Below are 17,258 nucleotides of genomic sequence, written 5' to 3'. Positions count from 1 at the left end.
GACACGACCACATGCCTCCGCACTTCCATGCAATATACAACGACTTGGAAGGAATCTTCGAATTATCTACATTTCAAATGCTAGAAGGCAATCTTCCAGCAAGGGTCAAAGGTCTCGTTATTGAGTGGGCGACACTCCATAAGCAGGAATTGATTGACAACTGGAATTCGTTAACAAAAACGGGGATGTATAAAAAAATAGCTCCGTTGGTTTAAACAATGCTGCATGTGATAGACGCAAAATATATTGACAATTACAAGATATCCGTCACATTCAATGACGGATATCATTTTGTTGCAGATTTTGAGAAAGTCATCAAATCAGACCATCGAGCAATAGTGAAGCAACTCGCAGACCTAAACGTGTTCAAGGATTTCTGCTTGCAAGCCCACACAATTACGTGGTCAAATGGTGTAGATTTTGCGCCAGAGTTTATCAAGAGCTTGCACTAGTCACTGCCCACGTGTTCAGCGCTCAGTTACTTACTATTATATTATATACGCAAAAATGCCCCGCGATTTTAAGAGTGCGTTTTAAACTTTCAAAAAAACCTTATTACATTTTGCCGAAGAACAATGTTCCTTACGGTTTTGACATACGTAGCCATCGGGCTTTTGGCAATACTCGCCATCTTCTATCTCGGGTTAGAAGTGCGGTTCTACCGTGCGCTCGGGCGAGTGCGCGAAGGCTTTGCCGATCCGGAACCGCTCCCGAAGGTAAGCATCCTGATTGCGGCGCGTAACGAATCCGAAGGCATCCGCGAAACGCTCGATTCCGTCCTCTCGCAAGATTACGAGGGCGAGTGGGAGGTCTGGGTAGCCGATGACCGCTCCACGGACGACACCCCAAAGATTCTCGCGGAATACGAAGCAAAGTTTGAACGCCTCCATGTGCTCACGATTGATTCCATCCCCGAAGGCGTGAGCCCTAAAAAGCAGGCTCTTTCGAAGCTCATTGACGCCTGCAACGGTGAAATTCTCTGCCTCACAGACGCCGACTGCATCGTGCAGCCGTCCTGGATCAAGTTCCTCGTCAAGGAATTTGAACCGGGGATTGAACTTGTCGCCGGGCATTCGTACATCCCAACAGACAAGAGTTCGCCGTTCATCATCTGCATGCAGGCTGTCGAAACGCTGATTTACCGCATCGCAGGCACAGCTGGCCTCGCCATGCACCTCCCGCTCACAAGCACGGGCAACAACCTCGCCTACCGCAAGAGCTTCTTCCAGAGCGTGAACGGCTTTACGGGCGTCATCAAGATCCAAAGCGGAGACGATGACCTCCTGATGCAAAAACTGGCAGCCGACCGCCCATGGGCCATGCGCTACTGCATCACGCCCTCCACGTTCGTCACCACAAGCGGCAAGGAAACGCTCAAGGCCCTCTGGGAACAGCGCAAACGTTGGGCATCAAAGACCATCTACTATACCCCAAAAATCGTCTTTGTGCTCTCGATGGTGTTCCTGTTCCTCACCATGCTCTGCATCACCGCAGCATTCTCGATTTTCAGTTTCAAAATTTTCGTCGCCACATTGATAGCGTTCTTGTGCAAGAGCGTAGGCGACATGGTTCTCATTATTCGCGGGCTCAAAATATTCAAGCAGGAACACCTCCTCAAGTGGTGCATCCCGGTTGAGTTCATCCACGCCCCCTTTACCGTACTGGCCGTACTGTTCGGACTGTTCGGACGTTTTAAGTGGAAATAAAAATGGCAACGACAAAAACTACAACTAAGGCGACTAAAACCACAGCAACAAAAACCGCCGCAAAAGCAACAAAGACGGCTAAGGCGGCCGTCGAAGGTAAGACGCTCATCATCGCGGAAAAACCTAGCGTGGCAGCCGACCTCGTCAAAGTGCTCGGTGCAAAGTCCTTCAAGAAAGAAACCGCCTATTACGAAAGCGACACGACCATCGTAAGCCATGCGATCGGTCACCTCGTTGGTATCGCCGACCCGAAAGATATTGACGAACGCTACAAGGCATGGGACATGAAAACGCTCCCCATGCTCCCGGAAAAGTTCCCGCTCGTTGCCCTCCCGACCACTAAAGCCCATCTCTCCGCCCTCGGCAAGCTCATCAAGCGCAAGGACGTGACGACGATTATAAACGCGTGCGATGCGGGCCGCGAAGGTGAACTGATTTTCTATTACATCGTGGACTACATCCTCAAGGGGAACTTCAAGGGCAAGACGTTCAAGAGACTTTGGATGCAGAGCATGACGCCTGCCGCCATCAAGGACGCCTTTGAACACCTCCGTACCGAAGAAGACATGGTGAACTTGAGGAACGCCGCCCTCTGCCGTAGCGAAGCCGACTGGCTCGTAGGCATGAACGGCAGCCGCGGACTTACCGCCTACAACAGCTCTATGGGCGGGTTCCAGATTACGCCATGCGGACGCGTGCAGACCCCGACACTTGCCATTATCGTGAAGCGCGAAGAAGAACGCAACCGCTTTATACCGCAGAAATTCTGGACCATCGAAGCCTCGTTCGATAACGCAGGCGCCGGCTACCAAGGCAAGTGGTTCACCGTCGATAAAGAAAACGGCAAGGATCGCGTCAAGCAAATTTTTGACGAAGCACGCGCTCAGGAAATTCTCGCCAAGTGCAAGGGCAAGACTGGCTCCATCGAAGAGACCACCGCCCCGAGCCAGCAGAAGTGCGGCCAGCTCTATGACCTCACCACGCTCCAGCGCGAAGCGAACAACCGCTTTGGTTTCAGCGCCAAGACGACGCTTTCCATCGCACAATCGCTTTACGAACATTACAAGGCAACCACATACCCGCGTACCGACAGCCGTTGCTTGCCCGAAGACTACGTGGCTCCGGTAAAGGCTACACTCGGCAAGATTGAAGGTCCGCTCGCCAAGTTCGCTCAAGAAGCTTTGGACAAGAACTACGTGAAGCGTACGCCGAAGGTCTTTGACAACTCGAAGATTTCGGACCACTTCGCCATCATCCCGACAGGCGTCGTGCCGAAGGGACTCTCCGAAGCCGAAGAAAAAATCTACACGATGATTTGCCAGCGCTTTATCGCGGTATTCTTCCCGCCAGCGCAGTACCTCAACACGACCCGCATCACGACGGTCGAAAACGAGACCTTCATCACCGAAGGCAAGATTCTCGTGGACCCGGGCTTCAAGGCTATTTACGGCAAGGAATCCGACGAAGAATCGAACATTCCGAAGCTGAACGGCAACACCGCCAAGACGCTTGCAATTGAATCGAAGGAAGACTTTACCAAGCCGCCAGCACACTACACCGAAAGCACGCTTTTGTCGATGATGGAAAGTGCAGGTAAGCTCGTGGAAGACGACGAACTGCGTGACGCCATGAAGGAACGCGGCCTCGGAACGCCAGCCACACGCGCCGCCATCATTGAAAAGCTCGTGAGCGACAAGTACGTTGTCCGCGACGGCAAGGAAATGATCCCGACAGCAAAGGCATTCGACCTCATCAAGGTCCTCTCCGCCATGAACTGCGAAGCCCTCACCAGCCCGGAACTCACCGGCGAATGGGAATACAAGATGGACCTCATCTCGAAGGGCAAGGAATCTCGCGAAGCGTTCATGAACGGCATCATCGAAATGACAAAGACGATGGTGAAGAACATCAAGGGATTCAAGGAAGAAAGCACGACCGGCGAAGCAAGCTTCAGTCCTGTAAACGGCAAGAAGGTTTTTGAAACGGTCAGCCGCTACACCACCGAAGATGGCATCGTCATCCGCAAGATTACGGGCGGCAAGCACTTGTCCGAAAGTGAAATCGTAGAGCTCTTGACCAAGCGCAAGATTGGACCGCTCACAGGTTTCCGCAGCAAGAAGGGCGCTGAATTTTCAGCAGGCCTCATCATCAATGACCAGAACAAAGTTGAATTTGTCTTTGAAGAAAAGCCCGAAGAAATCGAACTCGGTGAAGTTATCGGCAAGTCTCCGGTAGACGGCTCCGACGTTTACGAAACGCTCACGGGCTACGTCTCCGAAAGCTACGTGAAGAAGGAACCGAGTGGACTTTCGCTCCCGAAAATTCTCCTCGGCAAGGAAATTCCGCTCGACGACATCAAGAAATTGCTCGCTGGCGAAAAGACTTCGCTCATCAAGGGTTTCCGCAGCAACAAGACTCGCCGCCTGTTCGACGCGTACCTCACGCTCGTGAAGGGCAAGCTCAAGTTCGATTTCCCGCCGCGTGAATTCAAGCCCCGCCGTTTTGCAAAGAAAGCCGCTCCGAAGGGCGAATAGTTTTCCATGCGCTTTGAAAAAGCTTTTGTCCTAGTCTGCTTTGCAGCATTTTCCGTCTTTGCGCAAGATTATCAAATTGACCGGTATATACCAGAGTCGAGTTCTTCCGAAGTTTCGATGTGCGTGATGATGTCCTCGTCAAGCGTACAGCAAATGACGCCTGCCGTGAGCAGTTCGTCCACAACAGTACAGTCTTCGTCAAGCGTTGCTAAGTCCGGCAAAAATCCGTACAACTTGCCCGATGAACTCATGCCTTTGTGGAATTCCATGTCCATGCGCCAAAAAGCGGGCCAAATGATCATGGTGTTCCTCACCTCGCCGCAATTCGTGATCGAAAACGAGCTCGGCGGCGTTCTCATCACAGGCAAGCACCTCCGCAGTTTCGACAATTACAAAGAACGAATGGACGAAATTGACAGCAACCTGAAGATTCCTCTTTTCACAGCACTTGACCAAGAAGGCGGCATCGTCAACCGTTTGGCATCATTTTCCGACAATTGGCGACACACCCCCAGCGCCCTTGAAATGCGCCGTATGGACACCACGCAAATTCGCACACTTGCAAAAAAAAATTGGACGCGCACTCAAGGATATCAGAATTAACATGAACTTAGCTCCCGTTTTGGACCCGTCCAAGGACCACCGCGGCACCAATTCGTTCATGGAAGAAAGCCGACGCTCGTGGGGCAACGACACGACAAACGCTTACAAAATAAGAGCATTCGTCCACGGCATGCGCGATAACGGCGTCATCTGCGTTTCAAAGCACTTCCCCGGTTATGACGCCTGGACGAACAGCGATTTGCAAATCGCCATCAGCGCCTCGCCCAAGGAAAAAATCGAGCAGAACATAAGCTTTTTCAGGACTCTCTCCAAGGACATACCCGTCACGATGATGTCGAGTGTCCACTTTTTGCGCATCTCTAGCCGTCCCGCCGTCTTTGACGCCAACATCGTCAAGATGGCCCGCAAGAACTCCCCAGACATGGTCATGCTCACCGATGACCTCTGGGGCACCTCGCTTCGCGCCTGGGCCAGCGGCAAAACGCAAATTCCTCCTCGCAAGACCTACCCGGACAAAGACTTCAAGCGCCTCGTCACCGCCATCATTGACGCGGGTAACGACATCCTCATGATTTCTTACACGTCCAAAGCCAAGGACATGCTCAACATCATGATGGAACTTTCAGACAAAAGCTCAAAATACAAGAAGCGCATCGAAGAATCCGCTGCCCGCATCTTAAAGCTGAAATACAAAATGGGTTTGTTGAAGTAGGAGCGGCTTTGCCGCAGTTGGCAGAGCTTAGAACTTAGAGCTTAGTAAAAAAAATCTATACTTCTCGTAGACATAACTTTCGCAACAGCCATTGTCCAACAACTACTTGTTAAAAGCCTGCTTCTTGGCGACGGAGATATTCACGACGTTCTTCATCACGCCCGCCTCGCCAACTTTCTCCAGCGCAGACCTCAAAATGGCAGCCGCCGCAAGCGTATCGTCCAAAGCACGGTGATGGTTAAAATCAGGGAGCCCTAGCGATTCCGTGAGTTTGTGCAAACTGTAGCTCGGTTGCCCCGGGAACACACGCCGCGAAAGCTTTACCGTACAAAGTCTCGCAGGGTTGAACTTGATGCAGCAGCGTTTCAGTTCCGCAGTCATGTACTTGCAGTCAAACTGAACGTTGTGCGCTACAAAAATGCGGTCTTGCAATAAAGCAGCCACATGCTCAGCAATCACGCCAAATTGCGGTTGTCCACTAACCATCTCGTCGGTGATGCCCGTAAGCTCTCGCACAAACGGCGTTATCGGCTTTCCTGGGTCTACAAGCGCGTGGTACGTTTCAACAATTTCGGAACCGTCCATCAGGGCGATTCCGATTTCCATTATTCGATTATCTTCACCATGTCCGCCGGTCGTTTCGAGATCGACTACCGCAAATTTTAGCAATGCAAATTACCTAACGGGGATATCGATATCGAGCGTCTCCATCCCGTCGCGAGCCTGCACACGCGCAAGCATCACATTAGACTTCGGGTGCCCGTAAACAGGGACAACCATCAAATTAGACACGCCTCTCTGTTCACTCGGAACCGCTTCGGTATCGTAAGCTGTTTTCGTAAATATAGGTTTCTTACCGCCATCGTAAAGGGAGTAAGTCAGCTTACGCGGGAATCCTTTCTTGATTTGCGAAGTCTTGACCTGGAAATAGATGTATCCGCCCTGCGGAACTGCTCTTAAGCTATCTCTAATTTCTTGTTCGGTGGCGTATTCCGCTTCCATGGCAAGGCGAACGTTCTTGCGCACACGATCCGGAGATTCATATTCCACCATCACATTGAACTTGGCATCTTCAGGGATGGCGCTCTCACGCACATCACGGATTCTACTGTTATTCTGGTGATATTCCCAACGACCATTGTCGTGTAAAATAACGGCCGAACCGTTAGAAGCCATTGCGACAACATCTTCAGCGAAGACATTTGCGGCAATCGCAAAGACAAGAGCCATGCAGGCTCTCGAAAGAATTTTCATTCCACCCATAAGTACTCCGTTTTTATAAAACATCCCTTTAACTATGAGTAATATATATCACAAAATCAATTTTATCGAAAAAAACAAAATATTTATGTTTTTTCATACAAAAAATGTGAGTTAAGTAACAGTTTTAAAACTTATTTTTGTACCGAAACCTAAATTTGCACCATGTCCGGAAAAATTCGATTTGCACCAAGCCCCACAGGATACCTTCACGAAGGCCATTTGCTTTCGGCACTTTATGTGTGGGCCGCAGCAAAAAAATGGAACTTAAAGATCCACTTGCGAATTGAAGACCATGACCAAAGCCGTGCGCGACCCGCCTATATTGCTGGCATCCGAGAAGATTTAGCTTGGCTTGGGTTTAAATACGATTCCGAGAGCATACAAAGTGCGCGCGGACAGGTCTACGAAGCCGCCCTCCAAAAACTCAAAGAAAAATCATTAGTTTACCCATGCTATTGCAGCCGCAAGCAGCTCCTCGCCGAAAACCCGCAAAGCGAAACCGGTGAGATTGTTTATCAGGGCAAGTGCTTTAAGGAAGTAGGAAGTAGGAAGCCGGAAGTAGGAAGTATAGACACTGCGCCGCATAATTTGCGGTTTATCGTCCCGAATAAGTTTATTGACTGGCACGACCTGCGCCTCGGGGACTTTCACGAGAATCCAAAACTCCAGTGCGGAGACTTCCCCATCCTCGACCGCGACAACCAATGGACATACCAGTTCGCCGTCTGCGTAGACGACATCGACGAGCAAATCACGCACATTGTCCGGGGCGAAGACATTCGCAATTCCACCGCCCGCCAGATTGCGCTCATGGAAGCGCTAGGCCGCACAGAGCGCCCTGTCTACCTGCACCACCCGCTCATCGTGGATGCGAACAACAAGAAGCTATCCAAGCGCGAACTCGCCCATAGCCTGCGTCAGGACAAGGAAGCAGGCATCACGCCCGAGATGCTTTTCGGACGCGTCTGCTACAAGGCACACCTGACTGGAAACGACACGCCCATAGCCCTCGTTGACGCGATATCCATAATTATGGAAACTCTCTAGCGTTTTCTTGGTTAAAAAAAATTTATATTCATGACATGGCATCAACGTCCGTGTCTGCAACCATAGAAAAGATTCGTGAAGAGGCATCAGTCTTTGAAAGCAAAGACCGTTTGCTCTGTTTTTCGCAAAAAAACAAATTCCAGTCCCCACTTCTTTTAGACAATGGGGACCTGTTTTTCGAATCCTGGCAAAAAGAGCCTGCCCCACGTGCGCTTCCGCAGTTTTTCCCCATCTCCGCAAAATACGATGAGGAAAAGCAAGCCGCCGATCTCGAAAAGTTTCGCAAGGTCCTAAAATCAAAATCCGAAGACTTCTGCAACCAGGACTTGTACATAGCAACAGGATTCATCAAGTGGGGTGAAAAATGCCTTGCCCCCGCAATCCTCATCCCGCTTGACTACGATGCTGAACACGACACGGTCGCCATTTCGGCACGCGCCCCAATTGAAAACATCGCACTCCCGACACTTGACAAAAGCATCAAGTTCCCGACAGCACTTGACTTTTTCAAGAATGGGACTTTTGCCATACAGAAATTTTTTGATGCCCTTGAAAAAAAGATTGCGTCCAAAGCAGATTGGAAGTTTACACGTAACGGCTACTGTGTCACATTCTATAGCACAAACAGGCTCCTTCTCAAGAAAAAACTGACAAGCGAATGTTGGACAACCGCTAAAGCCGCCAACAATGATTTCTTTGTTGCAACAATCGGCAACGACGGATTCTTGCCGGTCCCATCTTCATTTGAAGAAATCCCCTACGACCATGTTTACACGCCAACGGATCACTACTTCCCGTATACGACCGATTCGCAGACAAACAAGGCCATCATTGATGCGCTAAACACAGACGTTTCCGCCTATGCCATACAAACTCTCCCTGGGAGCGAAAAGGCTAAAGCAGCTGTCAACATCGTTGCAGACCTCATTGAGCAAAAGAAAAAAGTCTGCGTTGTAAGCCGTCGAGCGATTACCAAGTACAACTTTGAAAACACATGGAAGCCCCCCTTCCGTTCGTTCCAAGGACCCGAACGCGACGCCATCAAGACAGTCCTCAGTGAAACCCGAGCTAAGCTCGTCTCCTATTATGACGCCGTCAATTACCCGCTCAAGCCGAGTGGCGCAAAGCTCACGGAACTGCTTGACGAAATTGCCAAATTAAAAACAGTCAAGACAAAGTTTGCAAGCGATCTTTTCAAGAACATTGAAAATGTACGCTACAAAAAGTTCAAGTCCATGCAAATGAGCCTTGAACAATTGACGCAGCTGTTCTTCAACGAAAACGGCATCGAGATTTATAACGCATTCCAGGGAATCACGCTACCCGCCGTTTCGCAAGACCGCAAAGCACAAATCGGCGAAGACCTAGAACAAGCTAAAGCATTTATTGAAACAATCAAGCCGTTTGCTGAAAGCGCAACAAAATCCGAGCTTTATCTTGACGGAATCAAGCTTTCGGATCTTTTGGAACTTGTCAAAGTTTTCAAGAAAAACTTCGACAGCGAAATGCCCGGTTTCGAAGATTGGGATCTCCATTCCAACGGCTGGATTGCCTACCAGGACGATCTCAACGACTTGCCAAGTGCAGGAGCGCATTGGTCTAGCTACCGACGCAAAGGCTCTGATATTTTCACAGACGAAGCCATCGAAGCCAACATCATTGAAGTGCGTAATGAATTTGAAAACAGCCTAAGCTCTACACTCAAGGCACTTTCGGATCACTACCGCAGGCCAAAGCGCATTTTGCTCAAAGTATTCAAGGATCCCAAGAGTATCACCTCCGACGAAATGCTCCTTGAACAAGTTGACAAGCTCATCGAAATTCAGGAATACAGGCGCAAGTACAAAGATTCTTCCGTTCTCGCCACGCACTTGTTCGGCAAGGACTGGAAATACGAAAAGACCGACTGGAAGGATTTAGCCGACAAGATTCGCCATTACTTTGTATTCCGCGCACGCATCAAGAATAGCGACCAGCACGATTACTTGTTGCAACTCCTTTCAAAATGGCATTTGTTCAAGCCGCATGCCGTAAATTTGGACAACATCCAGACAAGCATTGAAGAGCTGCAAAAGAAGCTCCAGAGCATTAGCAAGTCGTTCAACCTGAGCGAGTCCATGGAAACGCAAAACGTGGAACTATGGACGGATAAGGTAGTTCATTGGTCAAAGCTGTGGAACGAACAAGATATTTACTTGCAGATTTGCGAGCACATGGAAAACATCAGCGATTCGCCATGCGAGAATCTTGCGCAATTCGTCAAGGATACGAAAAATGCAAACAAGGATATCGCTATAGCTTTCGCACGCGCCTGGACAAACAGCCAAATGCAAGCTGCCACAGCGGAATGCCCGGACTTGTTCAGCCCATCTGCAAAGAACCGCAAACAGCTCGGCAAGCAATTCAAGACTCTGTTAGACCAGTTCTGCAATGCAAATTTCAGAGCCACCCACGAAGCTGTTGAAAAGAATCCTGACTTATTCCAAAGCATCAAGCTCTCGCAAACTTATGAGCAAAATTTTGATTCATTCGATGTAACATTGCTTTTGGATGCCGACTGCATAACACTTGCCGAAGCCATGCCGTGCATTTACAAATCCAAAAAAGTCATCCTCTTTGGCAATCCGTGCGCTCCTACGCTCGAAATGCTGCCGATGGATGCATGCAACATGGAACTTTCGTCGCAGTCAATATTCTTCAAGGACAACGTCCTTTCTGCAGCACTGCGCAAGGGAATCCCGACTCGCGTCATTGGCTACACAGCACAATACGCCGACCCGTCGCTATTCAGTTTTGCCAACAACAAAATCTACAACAACGAAATATCGCAGTTCCCCAATTCCACATTGGCGACAGGCAAACCGCAGACCGTCAAGACCGTACACGACAAGGTTTTATCCATCGCAGAGAAAGCGGTTCAGCATGCAGAAAAGAATCCTAGCCAGACACTCGGCATTGTAACAACAAGCCAAGCGCTCAGTAGTGCAATCGAAAGCGCCATTCAAACGCTTTTGGAAAAAAGACCTAGTGCATCAAGATTCTTTACGCAAGGGAACCTGACAAACAAGTTCTACGTCAAGACGATTGAACGAGCTGTAGACATGTACCGCGACACCATTTTCGTTTGCGCTGACTCCGACAGTTTAACAAACGTCACAGGCATCTGCAAGCTCTCGATTTGCACGACACTCGCAAAGCATAGTCTTTGCCTTTTCTTGTCGGAAGAGGAATCAGGCAAGCTCGCAAGCGCAAAGCACAGCCTTTTCCAGGAATGGGTAAACGCCCTTAAAAGCAACTCTTCTTTCAAAAATTCCAACGTCAACGAGCTTTCAGATTCCATCTTTAACAAACAAATTAAAGAAGCGCTTACAAAAGAATCCATCGCAATCAAGGATAGCTTTGCAAATGGCAACATTCCTGTAGGTCCAGTCGTCATCGACGCGAACAACTCCAAGCGGTTCCTAGCCGTCATTGAAAGCGACTGCACCTGCGGCAATTACAAAGAGTCCATTGAAGACCGGGAATACACACGTCCGAACACCCTTTCAAGGCTCGGTTGGAAGGTCCTCCGCATGTGGCTCCCGCTTTGGAACATTTCAAACGAGGACGAAAAGGAAAACCTCATTGCAACGATTGCGATTGAACAAAGCGTCGCACCGCCACCGCAAGAAGATATCCCGCTTGACGAAGCCGAACAGAGTACAACCATAAATATCGAGCCGTACTGCGTAAAGCACCCAGCCTCTGCAGAAGCGAACTTACCGCTTACAGAAATCGCAGCAGAAAAGCTTATCGAAGAGCTCAAGTTCTACGTGGACAGCGAATCACCGATTCACGGAGAGCTCCTGTTGCAGAGGATTCTGGAACTGCACCATGTCGAACGCACCAGCGCAAAGACAAACGCCATCTTGAGCGAAGCAATCAAGCAGGCGTTGCACCAGAAACAGTTCATCAAGACAGGTCCGTTCTTCTACTCGCTTACGAACAAAAACGTCGTGCTGCGCGACCGCTCCAAGAGGCCCGACAGCGAACGCAAGATGGCCTACGTGCCACCTGAAGAACGCACCCTCCTGAAGCGCGACGACTACAGCATCAAGCAAGCACTTGGCGTGATGTAGTGGTAGTAGGAAGTAGACGGTAGGCTGTGCGCAGTGGCGATAAATAGTAAACCGCAGACAGAGCCATCCTGAGCAGAAAAAAGCAAGAGCAGGCGGAAGGGCCTGCTCTTTGTGCATTAAGCGCTCAGATACGCGTTTTATCGAAGCTTGACGACGAAGGCGTTGATATTGTATGCAGAGAGTTCGCGAGCCTTGTCTTCGGCGACCTTGCGCTTTGTCCATCCACCACCGCGGAGCTTGTAGAACGGAGGGTCGAACACGACCTGGATGGAGTAACCCGTGCTAGCAGAAAGCTGAGCCTTGCGCCTCTGGGCGGCATCAAAATCACCGACAGCTTCAAACTGGAGCATGTAGAAACCGTCAGCCTTATCGTTCTTGCCAGTAACCTTGGCAGGCACAGCAGAATTGCTCGTTGTATCGCGGAGAGAGGCGCTAAGCGTCGGCTTGTACTCGTTACCGCGGAAAAGGGAATCCAAATCGGTTGGCGATCCGGCCCAAGCCATCGCACATAAAGAAAGGGCTATTAAAATCTTTCGCATGCCTTAAATATAGAAAAAGCCTCCCGATTGGGAGGCTTTAAAAGTTTTACGCTAGTCTATTACGGGAGCAATGACGGGAAGCTGCCAATCGTCTTTGCGTTATGGCGGACGCCCCACATTTCAGACTTTTCAATCTTGTTCTTCTTGCCGAAGGTATCAAGCTGCACGTAGGAGTTGAGCTTGGTAATGTAGGCACCAGAACCAACGAGACGATTCTGCTTGGACTTCATGTTCCAAACGATGAAGAAGTTCTTGCGGTTCTCAACGCAGTTGTGACCTGCACCACCGAAGTAGTACTTTCTGTTGTTCTTCATGTTTTCATCGTCATCGCAATAGATGCGGCCCTTCTGGCTAGCGACAAACGAACCAAGATTCGTGAAGAACTGGAGTTCATAATCAAAGAACACGTTCTTCTTGTCGGCATTGACGAACTGGTCTTCCGATTCAATCAAATTGCCCATATCGCTCTTGACATACCAGCCATGAGGAATGAAGCCATACTTTTCAAATTCGCCCTGACCAGCACGGATATCCTTTCTGAAGTCATCATCGTCCTTAGCAGCATCATAGGTAAAGACTTCCACAACATCGAGGTTTGCAGCTTCACCCGGAGTCTTCGGAATGCCACCCTTGGCATCCGGAATGAGTCTTACAGCATAGGAGTTAACTTGACCAGAGATCAGAGCCCACGGAGACGGCTTACGGCCAGAACCGAGAGGATCATAACCCGTAGCGACGTTCCACTTGAAAGAGGCATCATCAGCCGGACGAATCGTATCAGCCCCCGGATAGGTCATATAGTCAGACTGATCGGTAATCATGAGATGTCTGAAGTGGATGTAGTCACCAGACTGCGGGAATACACCGGAGCTATTCTTCTGGCTGTAGAGCAACGTGAGGTTTTCGTTGGTCGAACCTTCCGGGAAGGAAGTACCCGTCAAAAGCGGGATGTGTTCATAGAAACCAGTTGCCTTGCCGTTATTGATGAAGAAGGAAAGCATCTTGTCGCCTTCAGCAGCAGCATCGGTAGACTTCTGAATCGGTTCAGAGAACTGGATAGTAAGCTTCACCGTTTCGCTAGAAGCTTCGGTCTTGGCTCTCGCACCGATGATAACCGGAGCAATACGGTCGTAAATCGTGCAAGAGTAATCCTGCGTGACCACGGTACCACGAGACATGTAAGTAGCCCAGGACTTAATCTTACCCACGCCACCCGTCTTCACCTTCTTGGAGAGCTTCTTGCCGCCAAGAGTGATTTTCGGAGCGCACAAGGAGTCGGCAGATGCAGCAGGCATACCGCAATAAGCACCTGCAGCAACTTCGTCCTTTTCAAAGAGCACAGAATCCTTAGCGTCTTCTTCCCAGAAGATAGCGATCTTGCCCGGGAGAGAGTCCTTATGGAATTCACGAGCGTAGTAGATGACAATGGAGTCTGCGATACCATCGAGGTATTCTGTCTGCATGCTGAAGTACGGAGCTTCAACATTCATTTCCGTCGTCGGTGTTTCACCATGAACGTCAAAGATATCAGCAAACTTCGGCATCGGAACCGGAGGTTCGCTAAAGATCAAGTTCGGATAGAGGGCAGACATCAAAGTCGGAGCCGGACCCGTCAAGTGGAGGGCTGCAACACCATTTGTGCCTCCACGTTCGTACGTGAGTTCAGAATAGATAGTCACCGTTGCACGGCCATCTTTGACAGAGATAGTATTATCGGCACCCGTAACAATCTTGATACCAGCTGAGGTCTGAGATCCGCGGCCCAAATCAAAGTTACAGGTCAAGCAAGGATTGTTGTTCTGGTCAAGGGCGAGAATGTAGAAGTCGACCATTTCGAGCTTCATCTTTTCAAGGTCCTTGGTCATATCAGGCTGCTCCAAAGAGGTCTCGGAGGTCACAAACACAATCTTCGGAACGAAGAAGGAAAGTTCAGCCTTGAGAGAGCTCTGCTTAACATTGACGGTCACCTTTTCAACGTCGCTCACGTCAAATTCAGAGAACGGAACCGTGACATAAATAGTATCGATACCACCAGCACCAATCTTGCGAGTTCTGCTCGGATCGAACTGGGTAAGTACACCGCCCTTCATTTCGTAGAACACGGCCTTTGTATTGGTAGATACCAAGGAGTATTCATCACCGACAGACGGGTTCAACTTGAGCGGAGTCGTGCAAGCTGCGTTACCTGCACACGGATCAACAACCGGAGCGACGAGGAGACGAATCATACCGTCGGCAGTAGTCTTTTTGTCCGAAGCCATAGCAGAAGAGACAAACGGAATTTCAGCGCTCGTCTTGCCATCGGCTTCAACGACAGCGTTACGAGAAGTAAGGCCAACGCTACCCTTAATGGTCCAGGACATCGTTGCAATTTCGGTATCAATCTTGATGCGCAGATAGTACGTACCCTGAGAGAGGCTTTCCATCAACTTCTTTTCGTTGACAACCGGCTTACCCGGGTTCGTCACATCGATAATGCCTTCGAGCTGGACCGGATTAGCGGCGAAATCTTCTTCAGAAACAATTATGGAACCAGGAGCAGAGCCAGTCGGATCATTTCTGGTGAACTGGTAAGCAATGGTATGACCGGCGGCCTTAATCTGTTCACCGCAGAGTTTTGTGCTTGCGGCACCAACCTGGGCAGCGCAGTTACCGGCACCAGACTGGGTAAAGCAAAGTTCGAATTCGTTATCGCCAGTGAGCTTCCACTGTTCAAGGTTCTGGAAGCCTTCGTATTCAATACCCGTATTCTGTTCGATGAACATGTTCGTCTTGATACGGACGTTACTCATCGTCGTACGGCGGTCGCAGAAGAAGATATCGATATCATAGGTAGAGTCGGTCTTGGCGTTCGGCATGAACGTATCCAAGTCCACATAGCCCGGTGCTGCAAGGTGAGTACCACCGAGGTCCACAGCAAGCTTGTTATCGATAAAGACCCAAATGTCGTCGTCACCGCGGAAGTTGAACTTCAGACCCGGCTTGAAACGGAAGTTAGCATGAGATTCGAAGCAGAAGTGCTGGTTACGGCCACCATTGCCAGAAGCAACACCTTCCTTAGATTCCCAACGAGTAGACTTAGTCGTGGTCGTAGAGGTAGCCAAAGTTTCAGAACCACCCGCAAAAATCGGCCAGCCATCAGGAGCGTTATTGACATCATCCCAGCCAATAATCAAATCGCCATTCGTAAGGTCCAAATCAGAGCGGATCTGGGCTTCGGTAACAGTACCGTCGCCAAAGATACCTTCGCAATCATGCCCCTTCTTCCAACCCGGGCCATTGCAATAGACGTCAATAACAGGCATATCCGTAGCCGGATCAATGGCGCGGAGAGCGGCACCATAGTAAGCAGGACCCTGAGCATAACGCTTGGTACGAGCTGCCGGAACCGGAGTCTGGCCAGCCTTAGCTTCTTCAAGCTTGAGGGCGTCCGTAGCTTCTGCCGGATAGAAACCACCCGGAACTTCAATCTTCATACCCGGGCTGACATAGTCATCGGAATTAAATTCCCACTTGCCATCTTTTGCACGGCTAAACGGCATATCAAAGCAAGTCATTTCGTTCACACCAGCGGTGTAGTTGAACAACTGGTTGAAGTAAGCGTCGTCAATAAAGCACTTCTTACCCTTCGTAGAGAGCTTCGGCTTCTTGGTAGCCTTATCCAAGGTGCTTTCCACAAGGCCAGAAGTAACACCGATACAAGCATCGATAGCAGCAAGGGCAACAGTCTTGTCAACACCCTGAGCGGCAACACCAGTCATAGCCTGGCAGCCTTCACCACCCTGGCTCCAGCAAGAGAATGCCGGATGCAAGCTAGCGTCAGTATCGTAAATAATAGCAGCGAGGTTGTAAGAGCAGTTACCGTGAATATCCGGCCTGTCGACATACCAACCAGCAAAATCACTCGGAAGTGCGGCAGCCTGCTTTTCGTCAGCGACAAAGAAGAGAGAGCCAGCAAAGGTAGCATCCGACTTAAAGTTATCAAACATGCCTTCCAAATCTATTGGAATAGCAGCATCGCCGTTGTTATAACCCTTTTCGCCATCCATACCGATAGCATACTTGAGTTCGGTATCATCATCACGACGGATAATGACTTCGGTCGGGAGAGATTCATTGACATAGCGTCTGTAGTACCAGCCGCAGTTTTCGTCAATGTTCATCTTACGTTCTTTGCCATTTTCGACAATGATAGGATCGGAGCTCTTCCAAATCTTGTCATCCGGCAAGAACACATAGAAATACTTGACGTCAGGCGGTTCACCCTGAACTAACGGCTTGGTCGGATCCGAGAAATCAGGCTGAATCCAGAGTTCGTTCGTCTTTGTACCGAAATCGGCGCAAGAGAAGCCCTTACCCTGATCAAACTGGACATTGGCGCCAATAGTGGTCTTGGTAATACCACCCTGCTGGCCATAGTCATTCAGAGCCTTCGAGATAAAGAATTCTGTAGCTCCGTTCGTACCACCGATTTTGGTAGAGCTAATTTCGTACCAACCGGTATACGTCGTACTCTTTGAAAAAGCCACAAACTGGCCACCAGCAGCAGAATAAGCGGCAGTCCAACTATCAGGCAACTTTAGATAAACGGTTCCCTCACACCCGGTCAATGATGCCGATGCACTTTGAACACCGGCAATGAGCATAGCACAGCTCAACACCCACAATTTAAAGGATTTGATTCTGTTCTTCATTGTTTTTTTATCCATTTCGGTTCTCTCCGACCACGCAGAACATCAAGAAGACCAGCCTCCTCGATATACTACACCGACTGA

General features: G+C 49.7%; 13 protein-coding genes. 8 read left to right on the top strand and 5 right to left on the bottom strand.

The features are described 5' to 3' along the window. The first annotated feature begins 11 nt into the window (after positions 1 to 11). The 4 genes from FSU_RS16765 to FSU_RS11915 all read left to right on the top strand — a co-directional run bounded on the left by FSU_RS16765 (position 12) and on the right by FSU_RS11915 (position 4,240). A complete protein-coding gene (locus FSU_RS16765; protein ID WP_041260207.1) occupies positions 12 to 215 on the top strand; it encodes a DUF4160 domain-containing protein in 204 nt (67 codons plus the stop codon). Between the two features lie 3 nt (positions 216 to 218). After that, entirely contained in the window at positions 219 to 452 is a 234-nt protein-coding gene (locus FSU_RS11925) for a DUF2442 domain-containing protein (protein WP_014546645.1), read from the top strand. A 123-nt stretch (positions 453 to 575) separates the two neighbouring features. Continuing rightward, a complete protein-coding gene (locus tag FSU_RS11920) occupies positions 576 to 1,706 on the top strand; it encodes a glycosyltransferase (protein ID WP_014546644.1) in 1,131 nt (376 codons plus the stop codon). A gap of 2 nt (positions 1,707 to 1,708) precedes the next feature. Next, positions 1,709 to 4,240, top strand: a complete 2,532-nt coding sequence (locus tag FSU_RS11915) for a DNA topoisomerase III (protein WP_014546643.1) — start codon at positions 1,709 to 1,711, stop codon at positions 4,238 to 4,240. A 71-nt stretch (positions 4,241 to 4,311) separates the two neighbouring features. On the opposite strand, the gene FSU_RS11910 is transcribed toward FSU_RS11915, so the two are convergent. Then, positions 4,312 to 4,542: a hypothetical protein gene (locus FSU_RS11910; protein ID WP_041260205.1), complete on the bottom strand. Its 231-nt coding sequence runs from the start codon at positions 4,540 to 4,542 to the stop codon at positions 4,312 to 4,314. Between FSU_RS11910 and FSU_RS16675 the strand changes: the two genes are divergently transcribed. Next, on the top strand, positions 4,535 to 4,843 hold the full coding sequence (locus tag FSU_RS16675; protein WP_041917854.1) for a glycoside hydrolase family 3 N-terminal domain-containing protein: 309 nt from the start codon (positions 4,535 to 4,537) through the stop codon (positions 4,841 to 4,843). The two genes, FSU_RS11910 and FSU_RS16675, sit on opposite strands and share 8 nt — an antisense overlap. 1 nt (position 4,844) lies before the next feature. Further along, positions 4,845 to 5,516: a glycoside hydrolase family 3 N-terminal domain-containing protein gene (locus FSU_RS11900; protein ID WP_041917853.1), complete on the top strand. Its 672-nt coding sequence runs from the start codon at positions 4,845 to 4,847 to the stop codon at positions 5,514 to 5,516. Between the two features lie 102 nt (positions 5,517 to 5,618). On the opposite strand, the gene FSU_RS11895 is transcribed toward FSU_RS11900, so the two are convergent. Both FSU_RS11895 and FSU_RS11890 read right to left on the bottom strand, forming a co-directional pair. Next, positions 5,619 to 6,185 carry a 3'-5' exonuclease gene (locus FSU_RS11895; RefSeq protein ID WP_014546642.1) on the bottom strand — a complete coding sequence of 189 codons (567 nt, stop codon included), beginning with the start codon at positions 6,183 to 6,185 and terminating at the stop codon, positions 5,619 to 5,621. Positions 6,186 to 6,191: 6 nt separating this feature from the next. Next, positions 6,192 to 6,779: a hypothetical protein gene (locus FSU_RS11890; RefSeq protein ID WP_014546641.1), complete on the bottom strand. Its 588-nt coding sequence runs from the start codon at positions 6,777 to 6,779 to the stop codon at positions 6,192 to 6,194. A gap of 162 nt (positions 6,780 to 6,941) precedes the next feature. On the opposite strand from FSU_RS11890, the gene FSU_RS11885 reads away from it, so the two are divergent. Further along, positions 6,942 to 7,826, top strand: a complete 885-nt coding sequence (locus FSU_RS11885) for a glutamate--tRNA ligase family protein (protein WP_014546640.1) — start codon at positions 6,942 to 6,944, stop codon at positions 7,824 to 7,826. Between the two features lie 35 nt (positions 7,827 to 7,861). Further along, entirely contained in the window at positions 7,862 to 11,944 is a 4,083-nt protein-coding gene (locus FSU_RS11880) for a hypothetical protein (protein WP_014546639.1), read from the top strand. A 137-nt stretch (positions 11,945 to 12,081) separates the two neighbouring features. Here the strand turns inward: FSU_RS11880 and FSU_RS11875 are convergent, their stop codons facing one another. Then, on the bottom strand, positions 12,082 to 12,483 hold the full coding sequence (locus FSU_RS11875) for an SPOR domain-containing protein (RefSeq protein WP_014546638.1): 402 nt from the start codon (positions 12,481 to 12,483) through the stop codon (positions 12,082 to 12,084). Positions 12,484 to 12,542: 59 nt separating this feature from the next. After that, a complete protein-coding gene (locus tag FSU_RS11870) occupies positions 12,543 to 17,192 on the bottom strand; it encodes a fibro-slime domain-containing protein (RefSeq protein ID WP_014546637.1) in 4,650 nt (1,549 codons plus the stop codon). Between the last annotated feature and the right edge of the window lie 66 nt (positions 17,193 to 17,258).

It is taken from the genome of Fibrobacter succinogenes subsp. succinogenes S85 (assembly GCF_000146505.1).
In the GTDB taxonomy this organism is placed as follows: Bacteria; Fibrobacterota; Fibrobacteria; order Fibrobacterales; family Fibrobacteraceae; genus Fibrobacter; species Fibrobacter succinogenes.
Note: the sequence above shows the minus strand (reverse complement) of the source record. Positions and strands in the feature narration are given on the sequence as shown.

Bases quoted from the DNA above. Each gene is read 5' to 3' on its own strand.
- FSU_RS16765 (WP_041260207.1), top strand. From the start codon at position 12: ATGCCTCCGCACTTCCATGCAATATACAACGACTTGGAAGGAATCTTC.
- FSU_RS11925 (WP_014546645.1), top strand. From the start codon at position 219: ATGCTGCATGTGATAGACGCAAAATATATTGACAATTACAAGATATCC.
- FSU_RS11920 (WP_014546644.1), top strand. From the start codon at position 576: ATGTTCCTTACGGTTTTGACATACGTAGCCATCGGGCTTTTGGCAATA.
- FSU_RS11915 (WP_014546643.1), top strand. From the start codon at position 1,709: ATGGCAACGACAAAAACTACAACTAAGGCGACTAAAACCACAGCAACA.
- FSU_RS16675 (WP_041917854.1), top strand. From the start codon at position 4,535: ATGATCATGGTGTTCCTCACCTCGCCGCAATTCGTGATCGAAAACGAG.
- FSU_RS11910 (WP_041260205.1), bottom strand. From the start codon at position 4,542: ATGATCATTTGGCCCGCTTTTTGGCGCATGGACATGGAATTCCACAAA.
- FSU_RS11900 (WP_041917853.1), top strand. From the start codon at position 4,845: ATGAACTTAGCTCCCGTTTTGGACCCGTCCAAGGACCACCGCGGCACC.
- FSU_RS11890 (WP_014546641.1), bottom strand. From the start codon at position 6,779: ATGGGTGGAATGAAAATTCTTTCGAGAGCCTGCATGGCTCTTGTCTTT.
- FSU_RS11885 (WP_014546640.1), top strand. From the start codon at position 6,942: ATGTCCGGAAAAATTCGATTTGCACCAAGCCCCACAGGATACCTTCAC.
- FSU_RS11880 (WP_014546639.1), top strand. From the start codon at position 7,862: ATGGCATCAACGTCCGTGTCTGCAACCATAGAAAAGATTCGTGAAGAG.
- FSU_RS11875 (WP_014546638.1), bottom strand. From the start codon at position 12,483: ATGCGAAAGATTTTAATAGCCCTTTCTTTATGTGCGATGGCTTGGGCC.
- FSU_RS11870 (WP_014546637.1), bottom strand. From the start codon at position 17,192: ATGGATAAAAAAACAATGAAGAACAGAATCAAATCCTTTAAATTGTGG.